At 59.9% G+C, this 20,032-nt stretch carries 15 protein-coding genes; 7 read left to right on the plus strand and 8 right to left on the minus strand.

Annotated elements, in window-relative coordinates; all coding sequences use genetic code 11:
- Positions 1-30: 30 nt before the first annotated feature.
- The 5 genes from pqiC to rlmKL all read right to left on the minus strand — a co-directional run bounded on the left by pqiC (position 31) and on the right by rlmKL (position 7,647).
- Positions 31-591 carry a membrane integrity-associated transporter subunit PqiC gene (gene pqiC, locus J0X03_RS15050; protein WP_033642588.1) on the minus strand — a complete coding sequence of 187 codons (561 nt, stop codon included), beginning with the start codon at positions 589-591 and terminating at the stop codon, positions 31-33.
- Positions 588-2,234, minus strand: coding sequence for an intermembrane transport protein PqiB (gene pqiB / locus J0X03_RS15055; protein WP_033642587.1), 1,647 nt, complete (start codon positions 2,232-2,234; stop codon positions 588-590). Before pqiB ends, pqiC begins: the two co-directional genes overlap by 4 nt.
- Positions 2,221-3,534, minus strand: coding sequence for a membrane integrity-associated transporter subunit PqiA (gene pqiA / locus J0X03_RS15060; protein ID WP_369825817.1), 1,314 nt, complete (start codon positions 3,532-3,534; stop codon positions 2,221-2,223). The genes pqiB and pqiA overlap by 14 nt, the downstream gene beginning before the upstream one ends.
- Positions 3,535-3,610: 76 nt before the next feature.
- Complete coding sequence (locus J0X03_RS15065; RefSeq protein WP_033642586.1) at positions 3,611-5,515, minus strand: ABC transporter ATP-binding protein; 1,905 nt, start codon at positions 5,513-5,515, stop codon at positions 3,611-3,613.
- Positions 5,516-5,520: 5 nt separating this feature from the next.
- Positions 5,521-7,647, minus strand: a complete 2,127-nt coding sequence (gene rlmKL / locus J0X03_RS15070; RefSeq protein ID WP_089192583.1) for a bifunctional 23S rRNA (guanine(2069)-N(7))-methyltransferase RlmK/23S rRNA (guanine(2445)-N(2))-methyltransferase RlmL — start codon at positions 7,645-7,647, stop codon at positions 5,521-5,523.
- Positions 7,648-7,750: 103 nt separating this feature from the next.
- Here rlmKL and J0X03_RS15075 point away from each other — a divergent pair, with 103 nt between their 5' ends.
- A complete protein-coding gene (locus J0X03_RS15075; RefSeq protein WP_033642584.1) occupies positions 7,751-8,854 on the plus strand; it encodes a YcbX family protein in 1,104 nt (367 codons plus the stop codon).
- 6 nt (positions 8,855-8,860) lie between these two features.
- Here J0X03_RS15075 and J0X03_RS15080 read toward each other — a convergent pair whose 3' ends face one another.
- The gene (locus tag J0X03_RS15080; protein ID WP_004928171.1) at positions 8,861-9,409 is read right to left on the minus strand and encodes a cell division protein ZapC; all 549 of its coding nucleotides are present in this window, start codon (positions 9,407-9,409) and stop codon (positions 8,861-8,863) included.
- A gap of 176 nt (positions 9,410-9,585) precedes the next feature.
- Positions 9,586-10,596, minus strand: coding sequence for a quinone-dependent dihydroorotate dehydrogenase (gene pyrD / locus J0X03_RS15085; RefSeq protein ID WP_019454516.1), 1,011 nt, complete (start codon positions 10,594-10,596; stop codon positions 9,586-9,588).
- A 258-nt stretch (positions 10,597-10,854) separates the two neighbouring features.
- Between pyrD and ssuE the strand changes: the two genes are divergently transcribed.
- From ssuE to ssuB, 5 genes are read left to right on the plus strand one after another with little or no spacing between them, the layout of a single operon-like run.
- Positions 10,855-11,433, plus strand: a complete 579-nt coding sequence (gene ssuE / locus J0X03_RS15090) for an NADPH-dependent FMN reductase (protein WP_033642583.1) — start codon at positions 10,855-10,857, stop codon at positions 11,431-11,433.
- Between the two features lie 24 nt (positions 11,434-11,457).
- Positions 11,458-12,423, plus strand: coding sequence for a sulfonate ABC transporter substrate-binding protein (locus tag J0X03_RS15095; RefSeq protein ID WP_033642582.1), 966 nt, complete (start codon positions 11,458-11,460; stop codon positions 12,421-12,423).
- A 19-nt stretch (positions 12,424-12,442) separates the two neighbouring features.
- On the plus strand, positions 12,443-13,591 hold the full coding sequence (gene ssuD, locus J0X03_RS15100; protein WP_016928301.1) for an FMNH2-dependent alkanesulfonate monooxygenase: 1,149 nt from the start codon (positions 12,443-12,445) through the stop codon (positions 13,589-13,591).
- 11 nt (positions 13,592-13,602) lie between these two features.
- Entirely contained in the window at positions 13,603-14,397 is a 795-nt protein-coding gene (gene ssuC / locus J0X03_RS15105) for an aliphatic sulfonate ABC transporter permease SsuC (protein ID WP_160204157.1), read from the plus strand.
- Complete coding sequence (gene ssuB, locus J0X03_RS15110) at positions 14,394-15,167, plus strand: aliphatic sulfonates ABC transporter ATP-binding protein (RefSeq protein ID WP_160204156.1); 774 nt, start codon at positions 14,394-14,396, stop codon at positions 15,165-15,167. The genes ssuC and ssuB overlap by 4 nt, the downstream gene beginning before the upstream one ends.
- A 52-nt stretch (positions 15,168-15,219) precedes the next feature.
- Here the strand turns inward: ssuB and pepN are convergent, their stop codons facing one another.
- Positions 15,220-17,838, minus strand: coding sequence for an aminopeptidase N (pepN, locus tag J0X03_RS15115; RefSeq protein WP_046686784.1), 2,619 nt, complete (start codon positions 17,836-17,838; stop codon positions 15,220-15,222).
- Positions 17,839-18,174: 336 nt separating this feature from the next.
- Between pepN and J0X03_RS15120 the strand changes: the two genes are divergently transcribed.
- Positions 18,175-19,875: a GGDEF domain-containing protein gene (locus J0X03_RS15120; RefSeq protein WP_033650680.1), complete on the plus strand. Its 1,701-nt coding sequence runs from the start codon at positions 18,175-18,177 to the stop codon at positions 19,873-19,875.
- Positions 19,876-20,032 lie beyond the last annotated feature (157 nt).

Consider the following 20,032-nt stretch of genomic DNA (forward strand, 5'->3'; position numbering starts at 1 on the left):
GGGATTAGACGATTTTAGACCAAATTATGACTAAATGCCGCCCATCTGTGCTGCGATAGCCTGGGCTTCCTGCTGCCACCCCTGCGCCAGCGTGCGCACCAGGGCATCATAGCCGTCTTCACCCTGTTTCAGCTCCAGGTTGAAAGGCCTTTTGATCAAACGCCCCTGGCGGTTCAGCACCCACTCGCCGCGAATGATCGCTTTCCCGTCAAAGCGGCCGTGGAAGCCGCTGATGGTCACGTTCAGCACATCCTGCTCGCTGCTCATCGGCTGCGAAGAGACCACCCACCCCGGCAGCGCGCTGCTGAGGTTGGTGACCAGCGTTTGCTGCAGCTGCTGATCGAGCGGGCTGGCCCACAGGTTGTTCTGGGCTATCACATACTGCACGTCGTTGGTCTGATACACCACGCCGCTCTGCGCCAGATAATCCGCCACGCTCACGTGCTCCAACCACAGCTGGCGCGTGGAGGCGGCGCTGCTGCCGGCCACGGCCGGCGCGCCCAGCGCCGGCAACTGATAGTAAGTCTTCTGTGGCGAACTGCTGCAGGCGCTGAGCAACAGCGCCAGGGCTACCGGGATCCATTTCATCATTTCGTGGCCTTCTTCGGCTGAGGGTCATTGCTGCCGGCGGCTTCAAACACCAGCGCGTTGCTCTTCTCATTTAGGGTGCGTAACACCGGTTGCAGCTCACGCAAGACCTGATCGAGGCGCTGCATGTCGCCCACCATCTTGTTGTAAGCCGGTGAACCAGGCTGGAACCCTTTCATGCTGCGGTTCAGCTCCAGCAGCGTTTTCTGCATGTCCTGCGGCAGCGCCTGCATCTCTTTGCTGGCGATGATGTCGTTCAACGACTTCATGGTCTGCTGCGTCGACTTCATGGTTTTCTGGCTTTCCGCCAGCGTCTTGGTCGCTTCGCTGATCATCGGATTGATCGGCATCGAATTAATCTTATCCAACGTCTGCATCAGCTTCTGCTGGATCTGCGCCAGACCGCCGCTGGTGGTCGGCATCAGCGGATAACCGAACAGCTCGCGCGGCCCTTTCCACGGTTTTTCCTGCGGATAGAAGTCGAGATCGATGTACAGCGAACCGGTCAGCAGGTTGGCGGACTTCATCGAGGCGCGCATGCCGCGGGATTCCGCATCTTTCAAGTGCCCTTCAATATCGAAGTTGCCGCCCAGCTGTTTCTGGAAGCGATCCGGCTCGATGCGGATCAGCACCGGAATGCGGTAGTCGTTATCCAGACGCTGCGCCATGCCGTCTTTATAGAACGGCACCTGCGCCACCGTCCCCAGACGGATGCCGCGGAACTCGACCGGCGCGCCCGGCTGCAGGCCGCGTACCGAATCGGAGAAGAACAGCAGGTAGTCTTTATGCACGGTATACAGCGAATCCTGCGTGCTACGCTGGTTGTCGAACAACCGGTACTCCGCCTTTTCTTTCGCCTGTTCGCCGCGATCCCAGCCGTCCGGCACATCGAAGCTGACGCCGCCGCTGAACAGCGTGGTCAACGAGCCCATCTCCACCCGCATGCCCTGTGCCGACATGTCAAACGCCACGCCGCTGTCTTTCCAGAAGCGCACGTTGGTGGTGACCAACTGATCGTAAGGCGCAGTGATGAACAGCTGATAGCGCATGGCGCGCTCTTTAGGATCGAAGTAGCTGGTTTCCACCGACCCGACGCGATAGCCGCGGAACAGCACCGGATCGCCGGCGTTGAGCTGGCCTGACTTCTCGCTGTCCAGCACGATGCGCAACCCTTTGGCGTCCGGGGAAGCCAGCGGCGGCGCATCGAGAAGCTGATAGTTGTCTTTGCCGTCTTTGCCTTTGTTGCCCGGCTGCAGTTCGATATAGGCGCCGGAGAGCAGCGTGCCCAGCCCGGAGACGCCTTCACGGCCGATCTGCGGCTTCACCACCCAGAAGGCGGAATCCTGGCGCAGCAATTTCTCCATGCCGGAATTGAGACGCGCCTGCACCATCACCTTGCTCAGGTCATCGCTCAACGTGACGGTTTCCACCACGCCGACGTCAACGCTGCGGCTTTTGATTTTGGTTTTACCCGCTTCCAGCCCTTCCGCCGTCGTGGTCACCAGCGTCACCACCGGCCCCTGATGGCTGAAGTGGTAAAACAGGATCCAGGCGCCGATCAGCGCGGTCACGATGGGAATGATCCACACCGGCGACCAGCGTTTGATCTTCTCGACGTCCGCGACGCTATGATTATTTTCCGTCACCTTGCGGCTCCTTGTTTATTGTTTCACTTGCGCGATCCCAGGTCAGCCGGGGATCAAATGTCATGGCGGCGAACATGGTGAGGATCACCACCAGCGCGAACAGCACGGCGCCCGTCGCGGGATAAATGCTCATCAACTGCCCCATTCGCACCAACGCCGACAACACGGCGATCACAAACACGTCGATCATTGACCAACGACCAACGAATTCGACCACTTCATAAATCAGATGCATACGCTCGCTGTCGGCGCGCGGTTTCTTCCTGCCGTTCGCATCCCAGCACAGCCAACCGATCGCCAACATTTTCAGCGACGGCACCATGATACTGGCGATGAAAATCACCATCGCTACCGGATAAGAGCCGTCCCCCCACAGCAGGATCACCCCCGCCATGATGGTGGAATTCATCTTGTTACCCAGCGCCTCGGTCACCATGATGGGCATCAGGTTGGCCGGAATATACAGCATGACAGAGGTCACCAGCAGCGCCAGCGTCCACTGCAGGCTGTGGCGGCGACGCACGTAGCCCTTGGTGTGGCAGCGCGGGCAGCGCACCTGATCGGCCGGCAGGATCGCCGTGCAGCACGCGCAGGAGCGCACGCCCTGGCGCATGCCGGTGCGCCCCACCGTCAGCGGGCGATTAAGCCGCGGCGCCGGTTCGATATCCTGCCACAGCCAGCGCCGATCCACGCACTGGAAAGCGCGCACCTGCAGCAGACAGAACAGGCAGTAAGGCACGAAGCTGCTGCCGATGCCGATGTCGCCGTAGGCCATCAGCTTGACGAAGCTGACCAGCACCCCGGCGAGGAAAATTTCCACCATGCACCAGGTCTTGAACTGGAACAGCACCCGGGCCATCCACTCTTTGAGACCCAGCGGCAAGCGCACCCTGGCGCACAGCAGGATGATCGCCACCATGCAAAACGCCGGGATCAGCTGCACGAACACCATAAACAAGGTGGCCATGCTGGCGTAGTCTTCCGCCACCATGACTTCCGGGATTTGGATCAGCCGGATTTCGTTGCCGAGGCCGGCGACGCGCATGTTGATAAACGGGAAAATGTTGGCCAGCACCAGCATGAACAAGGCGCTGAGCGCGTAACCGATCGGCCGCTTGCGCGGCTCGTCCCAGCGGGCGCTGAGCGTGGTTTTGCAGCGCGGGCATACCGCTTTGCTGCCATAGGCCAGCGGCGGCAGCGCCACCAGCATGTCGCACTGCGGGCACAGCATCAGGTTATCCTGCTGCGCCGCCGAGGGTGCGGAATGACTATGCTGCTGATGATTGTTGTGGGAACACACCATATTCCTCCTAAATAACGTTGCTCACCGGCACGTCGATACCGCCCGCAGCAGCGCGCGGGCGGTATCGCAACGGTCAGCCGTTTTTCATCGCTTCCAGCTCTTCCCAGCGGGCGAAGGCCTGCTCGAGCGCCTGCTCGGCGTTAGCCAACGCCGTCAGCACTTCTTGCGTTTCGCTGTGCGGCCGCGTGAAGAAGTCGGCATCGCTCATCTGCGCCTGCAGCGCTTCGATTTCCGCTTCCAGCTGTTCGAGCCGCTGCGGCAGCTGTTCCAGTTCGCGCAGCAGGTTGTAACTCAGCTTGGCCGTCGCTTTCTTCGGCTGTTCGGCCTTTTTCTCCGCCGCCGGTTTGCTCGCGCTCGGCGCCGCCTGACGAATCGGTTTCGCTGTCGCGCGCTGGTGATGCGCATCGTAGTAACCGCCGACGAAGGCGTTGATCACGCCATTGCCTTCGAAGATCCAGCACTCGGTCACCGAGTTGTCAACGAACTGACGATCGTGACTGACCAGCAACACAGTGCCCTGATAGCCGTCGATCAGCTCTTCCAGCAGCTCCAGCGTTTCGACGTCGAGATCGTTGGTTGGTTCATCGAGGATCAGCAGATTGCTCGGTTTCAGAAACAGCTTAGCCAACAGCAAGCGGTTACGCTCACCGCCCGACAGCGCCTTCACCGGCGTCATCGCGCGTTTCGGGTGGAACAGGAAGTCCTGCAGGTAGCCCAGCACGTGGCGAGGACGGCCGTTGACCATCACTTCCTGCTTGCCTTCCGCCAGGTTGTCCATCACCGTGCGCTCCGGATCGAGATCGGCGCGGTGCTGGTCGAAATAGGCCACTTCCAGCTTGGTGCCGCAGTGCACGCGGCCGCTGTCGGCTTTCAGCTGACCGAGCATCAGTTTCAGCAGCGTGGTTTTGCCGCAGCCGTTCGGCCCCACCAACGCAATCTTGTCGCCGCGCTGCACCTGGGCGGAGAAACCGCGTACCAGCACCTTTTCGCCAACCTGATAATTGACGTCTTCCAGCTCGAATACGATTTTGCCGGAGCGGGTCGCCTCTTCCACCTGCATCTTGGCGGTGCCCATCACTTCACGGCGCTCTGAACGCTCGACGCGCAGCGCCTTCAGCGCGCGCACGCGGCCCTCGTTGCGGGTGCGGCGCGCCTTGATGCCCTGACGGATCCAGACCTCTTCCTGCGCCAGCTTGCGGTCGAACTCGGCGTTTTGCAGCTCTTCCACCCGCAGCGCTTCTTCTTTGCTCTGCAGGTACAGATCGTAGTTACCCGGCCAGGAAACCAGCTTGCCGCGATCCAGATCGACGATGCGCGTCGCCATGTTGCGGATAAACGAACGGTCGTGCGAGATGAAGACGATGCTGCCGTCGAACTCTTTCAGGAAACCTTCCAGCCAGTCGATGGTTTCGATATCCAGGTGGTTGGTCGGTTCGTCGAGCAACAACACGCGCGGCGAGCTCACCAGCGCGCGGCCCAGCGCCGCTTTGCGCAGCCAGCCGCCGGACAGCGAGGAAAGCTCGGCGTCGCCGTTCAGCCCCAGCTGCAGCAGCACTTCGCTGATGCGGCTGTCGAGCTGCCACAGCCCCTGGTGATCGAGGATCTCCATGATTTGCGCCATGCGCGCCAGGTTTTTCTCGCTCGGATCGCTTTCCACCAGGTGAGAGATCGCGTGATAGGCCTTCAGGTGTTCCGCCTGCTCCGCGACGCCTTCCGCCACGAAATCGAACACGCTGCCGCCGATATTGCGCGGCGGATCCTGTTGCAGACGCGCCACGATCAGATCCTGTTCGTAGATCACCCGGCCGTCGTCCAGCGGGATCTCTTTGCCGAGGATTTTCAGCAGCGTGGATTTGCCGGCGCCGTTGCGCCCGACCAGACACACGCGCTCGTTGTCTTCGATATGAATTTCGGTGTTGTCTAACAATGGCGCATCGCTGAAAGAGAGCCAGGCGCCGGACATGCTGATTAACGACATAGTAATTATTTTCCTTCGCCGGCGTGAGTCACCAGCCAGCAGTTGTGGATCTGACGGTTACGGGCAAAATCCTGCGACAGCGTCTTGGCGGTGATCTCTTTCGCCTCCAGGCCCAGCGCACTCAGCCCTGCCATATCCATTTGGAAACCGCGCTTGTTGTTCGAGAACATGATGGTCCCGTTGCGGCGCAGCAACCGTTTCAAATCTTTCATCAGCGCCAGGTGATCGCGCTGCACGTCAAAGGTGTTCTCCATCCGCTTGGAGTTGGAGAACGTCGGCGGATCGATGAAGATCACGTCGAACTGTTCATTGGCATTGCTCAGCCACGACAGGCAGTCGGCCTGGATCAGCCGATGCTGGCGGCCGGTCAGGCCGTTGGCGCGCAGGTTCTTCTCCGCCCATTCCAGGTAGGTGCGCGACATGTCCACCGTGGTGGTGCTGCGCGCGCCGCCCAGCCCGGCATGCACGCTGGCGGTGCCGGTATAGGCGAACAGGTTGAGGAAGTCCTTGCCGCCGCTCATCTCGCCCAGCATACGGCGCGCGATGCGGTGATCGAGGAACAGGCCGGTATCGAGATAGTCGGTCAGGTTGACCCACAGCTTGGCGTTATACTCTTCCACCAGCAAGAACTCGCCCTTCTGCGCCAGTTTCTCGTACTGGTTTTTGCCCTTCTGCCGCTCGCGGGTTTTCAGGATCAGCTGATTCGACGGCAATTCCAGCACCGCCAGCGTCGCGTTGATCACATCGAACAGGCGCTGACGCGCCTTCTGCGCATCGACGGTTTTCGGCGGCGCATACTCCTGCACCACCACCTTGCTGCCGTAACGGTCCACCGCGACGTTGTATTCTGGCAGATCGGCATCGTACAGGCGGTAGCATTCGATGCCTTGTTGCTTCGCCCACTTGTCGAGCTTCTTCAAATTCTTGCGCAGACGGTTGGCGAAATCTTCCGCCACCTGCACGCCGCCAGTAGCATTGCCGGCCGGGCTTGCCGCCAGCTGATAGTTTTTCTGCACGCACTCCAGCGGGCCGTTCTTCGCCTTAAACTGGCGCTCGGCGCGCAGCTGCAGGCAGCTCAACAGCTCCGGCGAGGCGCTGAACAGCGACAGCTGCCAACCGCCGAAGGCGCTTTTCATCACGCGCCCCAGCATGTTGTGCAGCGCGATCAGCGCCGGTTCGCTTTCCAGACGCTCGCCGTACGGCGGGTTGCTGATCACCGTGCCGTGCGGGCCTTCCGGCAGCGGGTTGGTCAAGCGCGCAACGTCGCCGACGTTGAAGGTGATCAGCTCGGCGACGCCGGCGCGGCGGGCGTTGCCGCGCGCCATCTCAATCACCCGACGATCGATATCGGAACCGAAGAAGCGAGAGGTAGTTTCCTGCAGGCCGCGACGCGCGCGCACCTGCGCTTCGGTGGTGACTTCACGCCACAGTTCGGCGTTGTGACCATTCCAGGCGCTGAAGCCCCAGTGTTGACGGTGCAGGCCCGGCGCGCGATCGGCGGCGATCATCGCCGCTTCGATCAACAGCGTGCCGGAGCCGCACATCGGATCGAGCATCGGCGTGCCCGGCTGCCAGCCGGAACGCAACACGATGGCGGCCGCCAGGTTTTCCTTCAACGGCGCCTGGCCGGTGAGATCGCGGTAGCCGCGCTGGTGCAGGCCTTCGCCGCTCAGATCGAGCGCCACGCTGGCCATATCGCGTTGCAGGAAGACGTTAACGCGAATGTCCGGCTGCTGTTTGGCAACCGTCGGGCGTTGGTCGAGCTTACGGGTGAAGCTGTCAACGATGGCGTCTTTCACCTTCAGCGCGCCATACTGGCTGTTGCGGATCTCTTCGTTCACGCCGCTGAAATGCACGGCGAAGGTTTTATCCACGCCAAAAATGCTCGGCCAGTCAATCGCCTGCACGCCGAGGTACAGATCCAGGTCGCTGTGCACGCGGAATTCGTTCAGCGGCAACAAAATGCGCGAAGCCAGGCGGCTCCACAGCAGGCTTTGGTACAGAAGACGATCGTCACCCTGAAAATGTACCCCGCCCTGCACCACTTTGCAGTCGTGAGCGCCAAGCGTTTCCAGCTCGCTTTTTAACAGTTCTTCCAATCCACGCGCCGTGCTGGCAAACAGAGAGTTCATATCGTACTTATCACCAAAAAGAAAATTGTTGCGCATTATAGCTAATCCGCACCGCTTGTCATAAAGTTGCTCCCTTCTATTTAATCATCGCACGGAGATAAGGGTGATCACGCTTTCCAGACTCTACGTCCATCCGGTTAAATCACTGCGCGGCTTGCAGCTTTCCTACGCCCAGGTCGGCAGCAGCGGTCTGGCCTTTGACCGCAACTTTATGATCACCGAACCGGACGGCACCTTTATTACCGCGCGCCAATATCCGCAGATGGTGTTGTTCACGCCGGCGCTGTTGCCGGACGGGCTGTTTCTGACCGCGCCGGACGGTGAAAGCGCCGCCATTCGCTTCAGCGACTTCGCAGCCACGCCGCAGCCGACCGAGGTGTGGGGCAACCATTTCACCGCGCTGATCGCGCCGGATGAGATCAACCGCTGGCTGAGCGGCTACTTCCAGCGCGACGTGCAGCTGCGCTGGCTGGGGCCGGAGCTGACCCGCCGGGTCAAGAAACACCCTGAAATCCCGCTGACGTTTGCCGACGGCTACCCTTATCTGCTGATTAACCAAGCCTCGTTCAACGACCTGCAGCAGCGTTGCCCCGGCAGCATCAAGCTGGAACAGTTCCGCCCCAATCTGGTGGTGAGCGGCGCTACCGCCTGGGCTGAAGACGGCTGGCAGGTGATCCGCGTCGGCGATGTGATGTTCGATCTGGTGAAACCCTGCAGCCGCTGCGTGCTCACCACCGTCAGCACCGAGCGTGGCCGCAAGCACCCGAGCGGCGAACCGCTCAGCACGCTGCAAAAATTCCGCTCCGCCGACAACGGCGACATCGATTTCGGCCAGAATATGATCGCGCGCAACAGCGGCATCATTCGCGTGGGCGATACGGTGGAAGTCTTGTCAACCAAGCCGCCGCGCCCTTATGGCGCAGGTAAAGTGGTGGAGAGCGTGCAGGCGCCGCAGGACAGCGCGCACAGCGTCACGATCGAATATGAAGGAAAGGTATTTACCGGCAATAACCAGCAGATCCTGCTCGAACAACTGGAACAGCAAGGCATTCGCGTGCCTTACTCGTGCCGCGCCGGGATTTGCGGCAGCTGCCGCATTACATTGCTGAGCGGTGAAGTCGCGCCCCTGAAGAAAAGCGCGCTGGGCGACAACGGCACCATCCTGTGCTGCAGCTGCATCCCGAAAACTGATTTGACGTTGGCGTAATCCGCCTTATACCGCCCTGTCGTAAGCCGGGGCGGCGCTTTCATCCTGCGCGCAAGGTTTCAGCCGATCGTGCATCACCTTGATGGCGTCACCCAAGACCATGGTGCGGCCGGCGACCGTCAGCTGATTTTGCGCCAGCAGGCACAGGCTGGCGTTATCCCCGGCCTCGACCACCAGCAGGCGCGCTTCCGCGCCGCTTTCCATCACTTTCACCGCCGCCAGCTCGCCGTTTTTCGGCTGCAACGGGTAGTGCTGCTGCGAGAAATGCCAGCTCTTCGGCATCAGCGGTTTCAGGAAGCGGTAGGCGACCAGCGCATTCAACACCAGCTCGGCGCGCTGTTCATGGCTCAGCTTGACCTGCTTGCACTGTTCTTCATAGGTGAAATAAAGGGCGGCGTCATCCACGCAAAAAGCGCATTCATCGAAGGCGTCCGGCGTTAACATTTTGGCCGGGAAACGTGAACGAAAGATCATACCATTAGCTAAATCCAGCATTAGCCGATCGTGTTCGGCATCAAAATACCAACGCCAATTATCGTCAGGTTTTATCTTCATTTCGTATCCTTCTCGCTGCCCATGCCAACGCCGCACTCACCCTAAAAGGCGATTTTATCACCGATGAAATAGCTTAAACATCGGATAATTCCGCGAACGATATTTAAGCTAACGAACAAAATATAGACGAGCCGGGGGCAGAAATAAACCCCCGGAATAAAATGAGAGGAAAAATATTAGATATGGGTAACGATATCTTTAATCAAACGCGGGCCGTGATAGATAAATCCGGAATAAATTTGCAGCAGGCTCGCGCCGGCCTCCATTTTTTCGCGCGCCGCCGTCAGCGAATCGATGCCGCCTACGCCGATAATCGGCAGACGCCCTTGCAGTTCGGTGGAGAGGCGACGGATCACTTCGGTGCTGCGTGATTGCAACGGACGCCCACTTAACCCGCCCGCTTGTTCGCAGTAATTCAGCCCTTGGATCAATTTTCGATCCAACGTGGTATTGGTGGCGATCACGCCATCGATATTATGCCGCACCAGGCTATCGGCAATTTGGATCAATTCTTCTTCAGAAAGATCCGGCGCGATCTTTACCGCCACCGGCACATATTTGTGATGGCGCGCATGTAATTCCTGCTGCTTATTTTTAATCGCAGCCAAAAGATCGTCCAACGCTTCGCCATACTGTAAGGATCGTAACCCCGGCGTATTCGGTGAAGAGATGTTAATCGCGATATATCCGGCATACGGATAAACTTTATCCATGCAGATCAAATAATCGTCTTTGCCCTGCTCGACCGGCGTGTCTTTATTCTTGCCGATATTGATCCCAAGAATGCCGCCGAAATGGGATTTCTTAACGTTTTCAACCAGATTGTCCACACCATGGTTATTGAACCCCATGCGGTTAATCAGGCCTTCCGCCTCAACCACGCGGAACAAGCGCGGCTTGTCGTTGCCCGGTTGCGGACGCGGCGTCACGGTGCCGACTTCCACATGGCCGAAGCCCATCGCGCCGAACGCATCGATGCATTCGCCGTTTTTATCCAGACCGGCGGCCAATCCCAGCGGGTTTTTAAACGACAGCCCCATGCAGCTGACCGGTTTGGTCGGCACGGACTGACGGACAAGAAACGCTAATGGGGTGCCGGTAATACGGCTGAGCTGACGAAAGGTCACTTCGTGCGCGCGCTCCGGATCGAGCTGGAACAACGCTTTCCTGATGAGGGGGTAGTACATGGACTCTCCTGATTTCCCGGTTGCAAACCGGGGGCGTATTATCCGGTATCCCCCGCCTAATTGGAATTGATTAAAGGCAAAAAAAGCCGTTTTTACGCAATCGTTTTCCCTCTTCATCGCCAAATCGGCGCCAATCCGCTTTTACGCATATCCAAATCAAAAAATGAGATTTAAAAAACGCGCCCGGTTGCTGGTAGGTTTAAAACACTTCCCATTAATTTTCTAATTAAACCTAACTTTTAGTTATAAGGAGTGGCAATGCGCGTTATATCACTGGCCGGTAGCCCACGCATCCCATCACGTTCCGCCGCGCTGCTCTCGCTGAGTCAGAACTGGCTGCGGCAACAAGGGGTGGAGGTGACGGCCTATACCCTGCACGACTTCGATGCCGAAGATCTGCTGTACGCCAACTTCAACAGTCCGGCGATCAAGGCGTTTGCCGACCAGCTGGCGCAGGCCGACGGCCTGCTGATTTCCACACCGGTTTATAAAGCGTCGTTCTCCGGCGCGCTGAAAACCCTGCTGGACCTGCTGCCGGAACGCGCGCTGGACCATAAAGTGGTGCTGCCGCTGGCGACCGGCGGTTCTGTCGGTCACATGCTGGCGGTGGACTATGCGCTGAAACCGGTGCTGGCGGCGCTCAAAGCGCAAGAGGTGCTGCACGGCGTGTTCGCCGACGACAGTCAGATCCAGCTGACCGGCGAAAGCGCCACGCTCACCGACGCCGTGGCCGCCCGGTTGGAAGAAGCGCTCGCCAGTTTCTATCTGGCGCTTGGGCGCCGCAAACCGCCCGCGCTGCGCGTCGCCTCGCCGCTGACGGCGCGTCAAACCGCCTGAAATGCCTGGAAAAGGAGAGCCTGAATGAAACAACGCAACGCTTTGCGACGTTGGCTGAACGCAGCGGCCTTCACCGGCCTGCTGTCGCTGGTCTGGGCCAACGCCGCCGTCGCGCAGGATCCGGCGCAATTTCGCATCGGTTACCAGAAAGGATCGGTGAGTCTGGTGCTGGCGAAAAGCCACCGGCTGCTGGAGGAGCGCTTCCCCGCCACCCGCATCAGTTGGATTGAATTTCCCGCCGGCCCGCAGATGCTGGAAGCCTTGAACGTCGGCAGCATCGATCTGGGCAGCACCGGTGATATTCCGCCGATCTTCGCGCAGGCCGCCGGGGCGGACCTGCTGTATGTCGGCGTTGAGCCTCCCAAACCGAAGGCGGAAGTGATCCTGGTGCCGGAAAACAGCCCGATCAAAACCGTCGCCGATCTGAAAGGCCATAAGGTCGCATTTCAGAAAGGATCCAGCTCACACAACCTGCTGCTGCGATCGCTGCAAAAGGCCGGCCTGAAATTTACGGATATCCAACCCGCCTACCTGACCCCCGCCGATGCGCGCGCCGCATTCCAGCAGGGCAACGTCGATGCCTGGGCTATCTGGGATCCTTATTATTCCGCCGCGCTGCTGCAAGGCGGCGTTCGGGTGCTCGGCGACGGCACCGATCTGAACCAGACCGGTTCCTTCTATCTGGCGGCGCGCCCTTATGTCGAAGCCAATGGCGCCTTTATCAGCCAGGTCCTGACGGTGCTGACCCAGGCCGATGCGCTCACCCGCAGCGACCGGGCGCAAAGCGTGACCTTGCTGGCCAACGCCATGGGGCTGCCGGAACCGGTGATCGCCAGCTATCTGGATCACCGTCCCCCGACCGCCATCACACCGCTCGATGCGCATACGATCGCCGCGCAGCAGCAAACCGCCGACCTGTTTTACGCCAACCGGCTGGTGCCGGTGAAGGTCGACATCTCGCAACGCATCTGGCGCCCAAGCGCGCAATAAATACGGGAGAGCATTGACGATGAGCCTGAACGTTTTCTGGTTTTTACCCACCCACGGCGACGGCCACTATCTTGGCAGCGCACAGGGCGCTCGCAGCGTCGATCACGGTTACTTGCAACAAATCGCCCAAGCGGCGGACCGACTGGGATTCGGCGGCGTGCTGATCCCCACCGGTCGCTCTTGCGAGGACTCCTGGCTGGTGGCCGCCTCGCTGATCCCGGTCACCCAGCGGCTGAAATTTTTGGTCGCGCTGCGGCCGGGTATCATCTCCCCTACGCTGGCGGCGCGTCAGGCGGCGACGCTGGATCGCCTGTCCAACGGCCGCGCCCTGTTCAATCTGGTCACCGGCGGCGATCCGGAAGAGCTGGCGGCGGAGGGGTTGCATCTCAGTCATGAAGAGCGTTACGAAGCCTCGACCGAGTTCACTCATATCTGGCGCAGGGTGCTGGAAGGTGAAACCGTCGATTTCCACGGCAAGCATATTCAGGTGAAAGGCGCCAAACTGCTGTTCCCGCCGGTGCAGCAACCGCGCCCGCCGCTCTATTTCGGCGGATCCTCCGCCGCCGCGCAGGATCTGGCCGCCGAGCAGGTAGAAATGTACCTCACCTGGGGAGAGCCGCCGGCACAGGTCAAAGAGAAGATCGAAGAGGTGCGCGCCAAAGCGGCGGCGAAGGGCCGGCAGGTACGCTTCGGCATCCGTCTGCACGTCATCGTGCGGGAAACCACCGAAGAAGCCTGGCGCGCCGCCGATCGGCTGATCGCTCACCTCGATGAGGAAACCATCGCCAACGCGCAGCAGGCCTTTGCCCGCTTCGACTCCGTCGGCCAACGGCGCATGGCGGCGCTGCACGGCGGCAAGAAGGATAATCTGGAGATCAGCCCGAACCTGTGGGCCGGCATCGGCCTGGTGCGCGGCGGCGCCGGCACCGCGCTGGTGGGCGATGGCCCGACGGTCGCGGCGCGCATGCAGGAATACGCCGATCTGGGCATCGACACCTTTATTCTCTCCGGCTATCCGCATCTGGAAGAGGCCTACCGCGTCGGCGAACTGCTGTTTCCGCACCTCGATCTGGCGCAGGAGGAAACGCCCGCGCGCCTTCAACCGGTGCGCCCGCAGGGCGAAGTGGTGGCCAACATCTATGTTCCGCAAAAAGTGTCGCAGAGCTGAGGAGCGCCCCGATGGCAAAGAACGCGCAACGCATCCTGTACCGGCTGGCCCCTTGGGCGCTGCCGCTGGCGCTGGTGATCATCTGGCAAGTCGCCGTCGAAACCGGCTGGCTGTCCAACCGCATTTTGCCGGCGCCGAGTGCGGTGCTGGCCGCCTTCTGGCGCCTGAGCCAAAGCGGCGAACTGTGGCAGCACCTGAGCATCAGCAGCCAGCGTGCGTTGTTAGGCTTTGGCATCGGCGGCAGCATCGGACTGATTCTCGGCTTTATTACCGGGCTGTCGCGCTGGGGTGAACGCCTGTTGGACAGTTCGGTGCAAATGATCCGCAACGTGCCGCACCTGGCGCTAATCCCACTGGTGATCCTGTGGTTCGGCATCGATGAATCCGCCAAGATCTTTCTGGTGGCGCTCGGCACGTTGTTCCCGATTTATCTCAATACCTATCACGGCATCAAAAACATCGATCGCGGCCTGCTGGAGATGGCGCGCAGCTACGGTCTGAGCGGTTTTCGCCTGTTCACGCAGGTAGTGCTGCCGGGCGCGTTGCCGTCGATTATGGTCGGCGTGCGTTTCGCCCTCGGGTTCATGTGGTTGACGCTGATCGTCGCCGAAACCATCTCGGCCAACTCCGGCATCGGTTATCTGGCGATGAACGCGCGTGAATTTCTGCAAACCGACGTGGTGGTGGTGGCGATCGTGCTGTACGCCCTGCTCGGCAAGCTGGCAGACGTGGGCGCGCAACTGCTGGAACGCGTCTGGCTGCGCTGGCATCCGGCCTATCAACTGAAACAGGGAGAAGCGCTATGACCCTTCCCGCTCGCCTTGTGCAAGGCACGCCGGTGACGCTGGAGTCCATCGGCAAACGTTACGGCAACCGCACCGTGCTGGATAACATTCAGCTACGCATCTCTGCCGGGCAGTTCGTGGCGGTGGTCGGCCGCAGCGGCTGCGGCAAGAGCACCCTGCTGCGTCTGTTGGCCGGCCTGGAACAGGCCAGCAGCGGCGCGCTGCTCAGCGGCAATGCGCCGCTTGCCGCCGCCAAAGAGGATACCCGGCTGATGTTTCAGGATGCGCGCCTGTTGCCGTGGAAAACGGTGATCGACAACGTGGGTCTGGGGCTGCGCGGCCACTGGCGCGACGCGGCGCTGCAGGCGCTGGCCGCGGTCGGTTTGGCGGATCGCGCCCGCGACTGGCCGGCGGCGCTGTCCGGCGGACAAAAGCAGCGGGTCGCCCTGGCACGCGCGTTGATCCACCGCCCCCGCCTGCTGCTGCTGGACGAACCGCTCGGGGCGCTGGATGCCCTGACGCGCATCGAGATGCAAGGGCTGATAGAATCGCTGTGGCAACAGCACGGTTTTACCGTACTGCTGGTGACGCACGACGTCAGCGAAGCCATCGCGCTGGCGGATCGGGTGATCCTGATTGAAGAGGGCCACATCGGACTGGATCTGAGCATCGATCTGCCGCGGCCACGCCGTAAGGGTTCAGCCAGGCTGGCGGAACTGGAAGCTGAAGTGCTGGAGCGGGTGTTATCGCCGCCGGTCACCGCGGCCAGCCCACGCCAGGCGGCGAATTGAACGAAAAAAGGGACGGCGCAGACCGTCCCTTTGGGTATTCACGGTGAGAAGATTAGGCGTCGAGCGCCTTGCTGATCTTCTCGTACAGATCGCCGGACAGGTTTTCCAACCCTTTCAGCTGTTCCAACGCTTTGCGCATCAGCGCCTGGCGACCGGCGTCGTAACGCTTCAGGCGAATCAGCGGTTCGATCAGGCGCGCGGCGATCTGCGGGTTGCGCTGGTTGAGATCGCTGAGGATCTCCACCAGGAATTGATAACCGCTGCCATCCGCCGCATGGAACGCCGCCGGGTTGCCGGAAGCGAAGCCGCCGATCAGCGAGCGGGTGCGGTTCGGGTTGCTCAGGCTGAACGAGCGGTGTTGCAGCAGCGCACGCACCTTGCTCAACACATCCGCCGACGGGCTGCTCCCCTGCAGCACGAACCATTTGTCCATCACCAGGCCATCCTGATGCCAGCGCTCGTCGAACGCCGCCAACAGCGCATCGCGACACGGCAACTGGGCCGCAACCGCAGCGGACAGCGCCGCCAGCGAGTCGGTCATGTTATCCGCCTGGCGATACTGTTCGCTCACCAGTTGGTCCGCCAGCGCCGCATCTTCGCCGAACGCCAGATAACCCAGGCACACATTGCGCAAGGCGCGCTTGGCGATGTCGGCGTGCTCCACGCGGTAGCCGTCGGTCTTGTTGGCGTGATACACCGCCAGCCACTCATCGGCCAACTCCCGCGCCAGGCAGCGAACGATCGCTTCGTGCACCGCGGCGATCGCTTCCGGATCGATGGTGGCGAACAGTTCAGCGATTTCGTTCTCCGACGGCAGCGTCAGGATCTGCGCCGCCAGCGCCGGATCCAGCGTCTCGTTCAGCAACACCGCACGGAACGCGTCGGCCACGTGCAGCGGCAGCGACAACGGCTGCTTCTGCTGGTGCCGCGCCACGTTCAGTTTGATGTAGGTCGCAAGCAGGCTCTGCGCCGCATCCCAACGCGCAAACTCATTGCGCGCGTGCTGCATCAGGAAGGTCAGTTGCTGATCGCTGTACGGATAATCCAGTTTCACCGGCGCAGAGAATTCACGCAGCAGCGACGGCACCGGCTTGTGCGCCACGCCGTCGAACACGAAGGTCTGCTCCGCCTCGGTGACGTTCAGCACGTTGTTGACCGGCAGGCCGCCCTTCTGCAGCGCGATGACGTTGCCTTCGCTGTCATACAGCTCGATATCCAGCGGGATATGCAGCGGCAACTTCTCAGGCTGATCGGCGGTCGGCGGGGTTTTCTGGCTGACATGCAGGCGATATTGCTGAGTTTCCGCATCGTACTCGTCGCGCACCGTCAACAGCGGCGTGCCGGACTGGCTATACCAACGGCGGAAGCGCGACAGATCCACGTTGGACGCGTCCTCCATCGCCTGTACGAAGTCATCGCAGGTGGCGGCGCTGCCGTCGTGGCGTTCGAAATAGAGCTGCATCCCTTTCTGGAAGTTCTCTTCCCCCAGCAGGGTGTGCATCATGCGGATCACTTCAGAACCTTTCTCATACACCGTCAGGGTGTAAAAGTTGTTCATCTCGATGACTTTATCCGGACGAATGGCATGCGCCATCGGGCTGGCGTCTTCGGCGAACTGCGCGCCGCGCATCACGCGCACGTTATCGATACGGTTGACCGAACGCGAGCCCAGATCGGAACTGAACTCTTGATCGCGGAACACCGTCAGCCCCTCTTTCAGGCTGAGCTGGAACCAGTCGCGGCAGGTGACGCGGTTGCCGGTCCAGTTGTGGAAGTATTCGTGGCCAATCACTGCTTCGATGTTCAGGTAATCTTTGTCGGTGGCGGTTTCCGCCTTCGCCAACACGTATTTGGAGTTAAAGATATTTAACCCTTTGTTCTCCATCGCGCCCATATTGAAGAAATCGACCGCCACGATCATATAAATGTCGAGATCGTATTCCAGACCGAAGCGGGTCTCGTCCCACTTCATCGAGTTTTTCAACGAGGTCATCGCCCAGTCGGCGCGATCCAGGTTACCGCGATCGACAAACAGCTCCAGCGCGACCTTACGGCCGGAACGGGTGGTGAAACTGTCGCGCAGCACGTCGAAGTCCCCCGCCACCAATGCGAACAGGTAGCAAGGTTTCGGGAACGGATCCTGCCATTGCACCCAGTGGCGACCATCGGCCAATTCACCCTGGCCAATACGGTTGCCGTTCGACAGCAGGAACGGATAGCGCGCCTTGTCGGCCACGATGCGGGTGGTAAAGCGCGCCAGCACGTCCGGGCGATCCTGGTAATAGGTAATATGATGGAAGCCTTCGGCTTCGCATTGCGTGCACAGCGCATCGCCGGACAGATACAGCCCTTCCAGCGCGGTGTTTTTCGCCGGGTGAATATCGTTGACGATGGTCAGAGTGAATTGTGCCGGCAACGCTTCGACGATCAGCTGGTTATCCTGCTGACGATAGGCGCTCCACGGTTGACCGTCGACCTGAATGCTCACCAGCGTGAGATCTTCACCATCCAGCACCAGCGGTGCGTCGGCTGCGCCCTGACGTTTGATTTTACTGACGGCGGTCACGCGCGTGGTTTCCGCGTCCAGACTGAAGTCCAAATCGATGTCGGTCGTGGTGTAATCGGGCGCGCGATAATCGTGGCGATATTTTGCCTGTGGCTGTTGTGTCATAAAAACCCTTAAACGTCTCAGTGAGTTATAGGTGCCAGGCCGCTCTTCTCCTCCGCGCCGTCGCTGGGGATTTCCCCTGCGGCGCTCGGCGAACCTGATTGTGAATAAACTGTATCACAGCTGGCTGAAAAGCCCAGATCCGCCGGGCAAGCGCGATAAAGAAATCAGAGGCAAATCATAGTTCACCCACCAGATGGCAGCGCGGGTGACCAATGGCTAAATAAAAATCAGCATTTAATGCTAAAAAACCGCCTTCGCGGCGCTCCGGCATTGTTGAGGCGGCACAGGCGGCATGATGGTATAATTGCCGAATCAGGCTCAGGGATGACTCGCACTATGAAAATCAAATACGCTATCTATTTTTTCACCCTGTGCCTGATGACCTCCTTCTCGCTGTTCATCGTCGAGGAACTGCTCGAAGCCCATACCGAGTACCGCGATAACCAGCTCAACCTGTATAAGATCGATCGCGCCAAAGAAATCTCCGAGGCCTTTCAGGCTTCGCTGCAGGCTCACCGTCTCAAACGCTTGAGCCTGATCGATCCGCAAATCACTCGCGCGCAGTGTCTGGCCGCCGATCGGGTGGCGCGTGAGAAAATCGCCCGGATCCGCGAGCATCTGAATGACACGGTCGCCAGGGAGCTGGGTGTGCGGCAAAAAATCGCCGCGCTGTCGATGATCGGCCTGATGGAACAGTTGCTGGATAACGACAACCTGCAGCTTTCGCAGGTCAACAACGCCAACGCCAACCTGTTCAACATCAACAGCGCCTATTACATCTCGCAAACCAGCAAGAGCTATTACCGCTACACCTACGATACCCGAATGGTGGATACCGACTCCTTTATGTTTCTCGAGGCCATTCGCCTCAACAACCGGCTGAATATGTCGCTGACGGAGTTAAGCGATCAGATTATCGACGTCAACGTCAGCCCGCTCGATCGCAAAGACGCCTATCTGAAGTCCATTCAGTTGACCGGCGTCCTGAACGCGCTGAGCACCCGGTTGATCTTCATGAAGCTCAACTACGACGACGTGCAAACCACCAGCATCGTCAATCAGTTGCTCAGCCAGGTGTCTACCGAACGCCTCAAGCAGATTACCGATGGGCTATACACCGCCATCAATACCCAAAAGCCTTATCCCGCCGCGCTGATCTCGCGCTATGTCGACGAGTTGAGCGGGCTTTCTCAGACGCTGTATCAACGCAGCTTCGAGCTGGAAACCGTCGCTTCGCGTCACAAGATTTATGACAGCCAGACCACCATTTACGGCATGATCGCGCTCGCCGGTCTGGGGGTGCTGCTGTTCATTTTGCCGGCGCTGGTGTTCTGCACCAACATCAACCGCTGGTTGACCAAAACCCACAACAATATCGTGCGGCTGTCGCGCGGCGAGATGAATATCGATCGCAACGACGCCTTCTACAGCCGGGAACTGATCGCCATCAGCGACGCCATTCAACAGCTCAGACAATATCAGTTGGACAAGGTCTCGCTGGAAAGCGAGAAACAGCTGCTGATTAAAGAGCTTGAGGCCTCTTCCTTCCTCGATCCGCTCACCAACATTTATAACCGCCGTAAATTCTTCCTCGAATGCCAGCTATTGGGCGACGGTAGCTACCCGCAGGCCTTTTGCCTGATCGATATCGACAACTTCAAACAGCTCAACGACAGCTACGGCCACGATGTCGGTGACCGGGCGCTGGTGGAATTCGGCCATCTGTTGCAACGCGCGTTTCGCGCCAGCGACATCTTCTGCCGCTACGGTGGCGAAGAGTTCGCGGTGCTGCTGGGCAACTGTTCGTTGGACAACGCGCGGGACATCATGGAGCAATTGCGCGCCCGCACCCATCGCCTGACGCTAAATTTGGCCGACGGGCGGCAAGTGCGTTTCACCACCAGCTGCGGCATTGCGCCGGTCAACGCGTTCACTGCGCTGCAGGCGGCGATAAAACAGGCGGACGAAGCGCTCTATTTTTGCAAAAAGAACGGCAAGGATCGGGTCAGCGTGCACACCCAGGCCGGGTTTATCTGATTTGTTGTTTAAAATAATTAACATTATAATTTTTATGACTAATTAGGCTAAGTCATTCACCTTACAGGCATATCTGGCTTTTTTCCCCCGCCGCCGTCGCCAGCCCGCCATAAAGGCACGTTTAATCCTCGACCCGCTTCGGTGATTTATGGTGTGA

Source organism: Serratia ureilytica (assembly GCF_017309605.1).
Lineage (GTDB): Bacteria > Pseudomonadota > Gammaproteobacteria > Enterobacterales > Enterobacteriaceae > Serratia > Serratia ureilytica.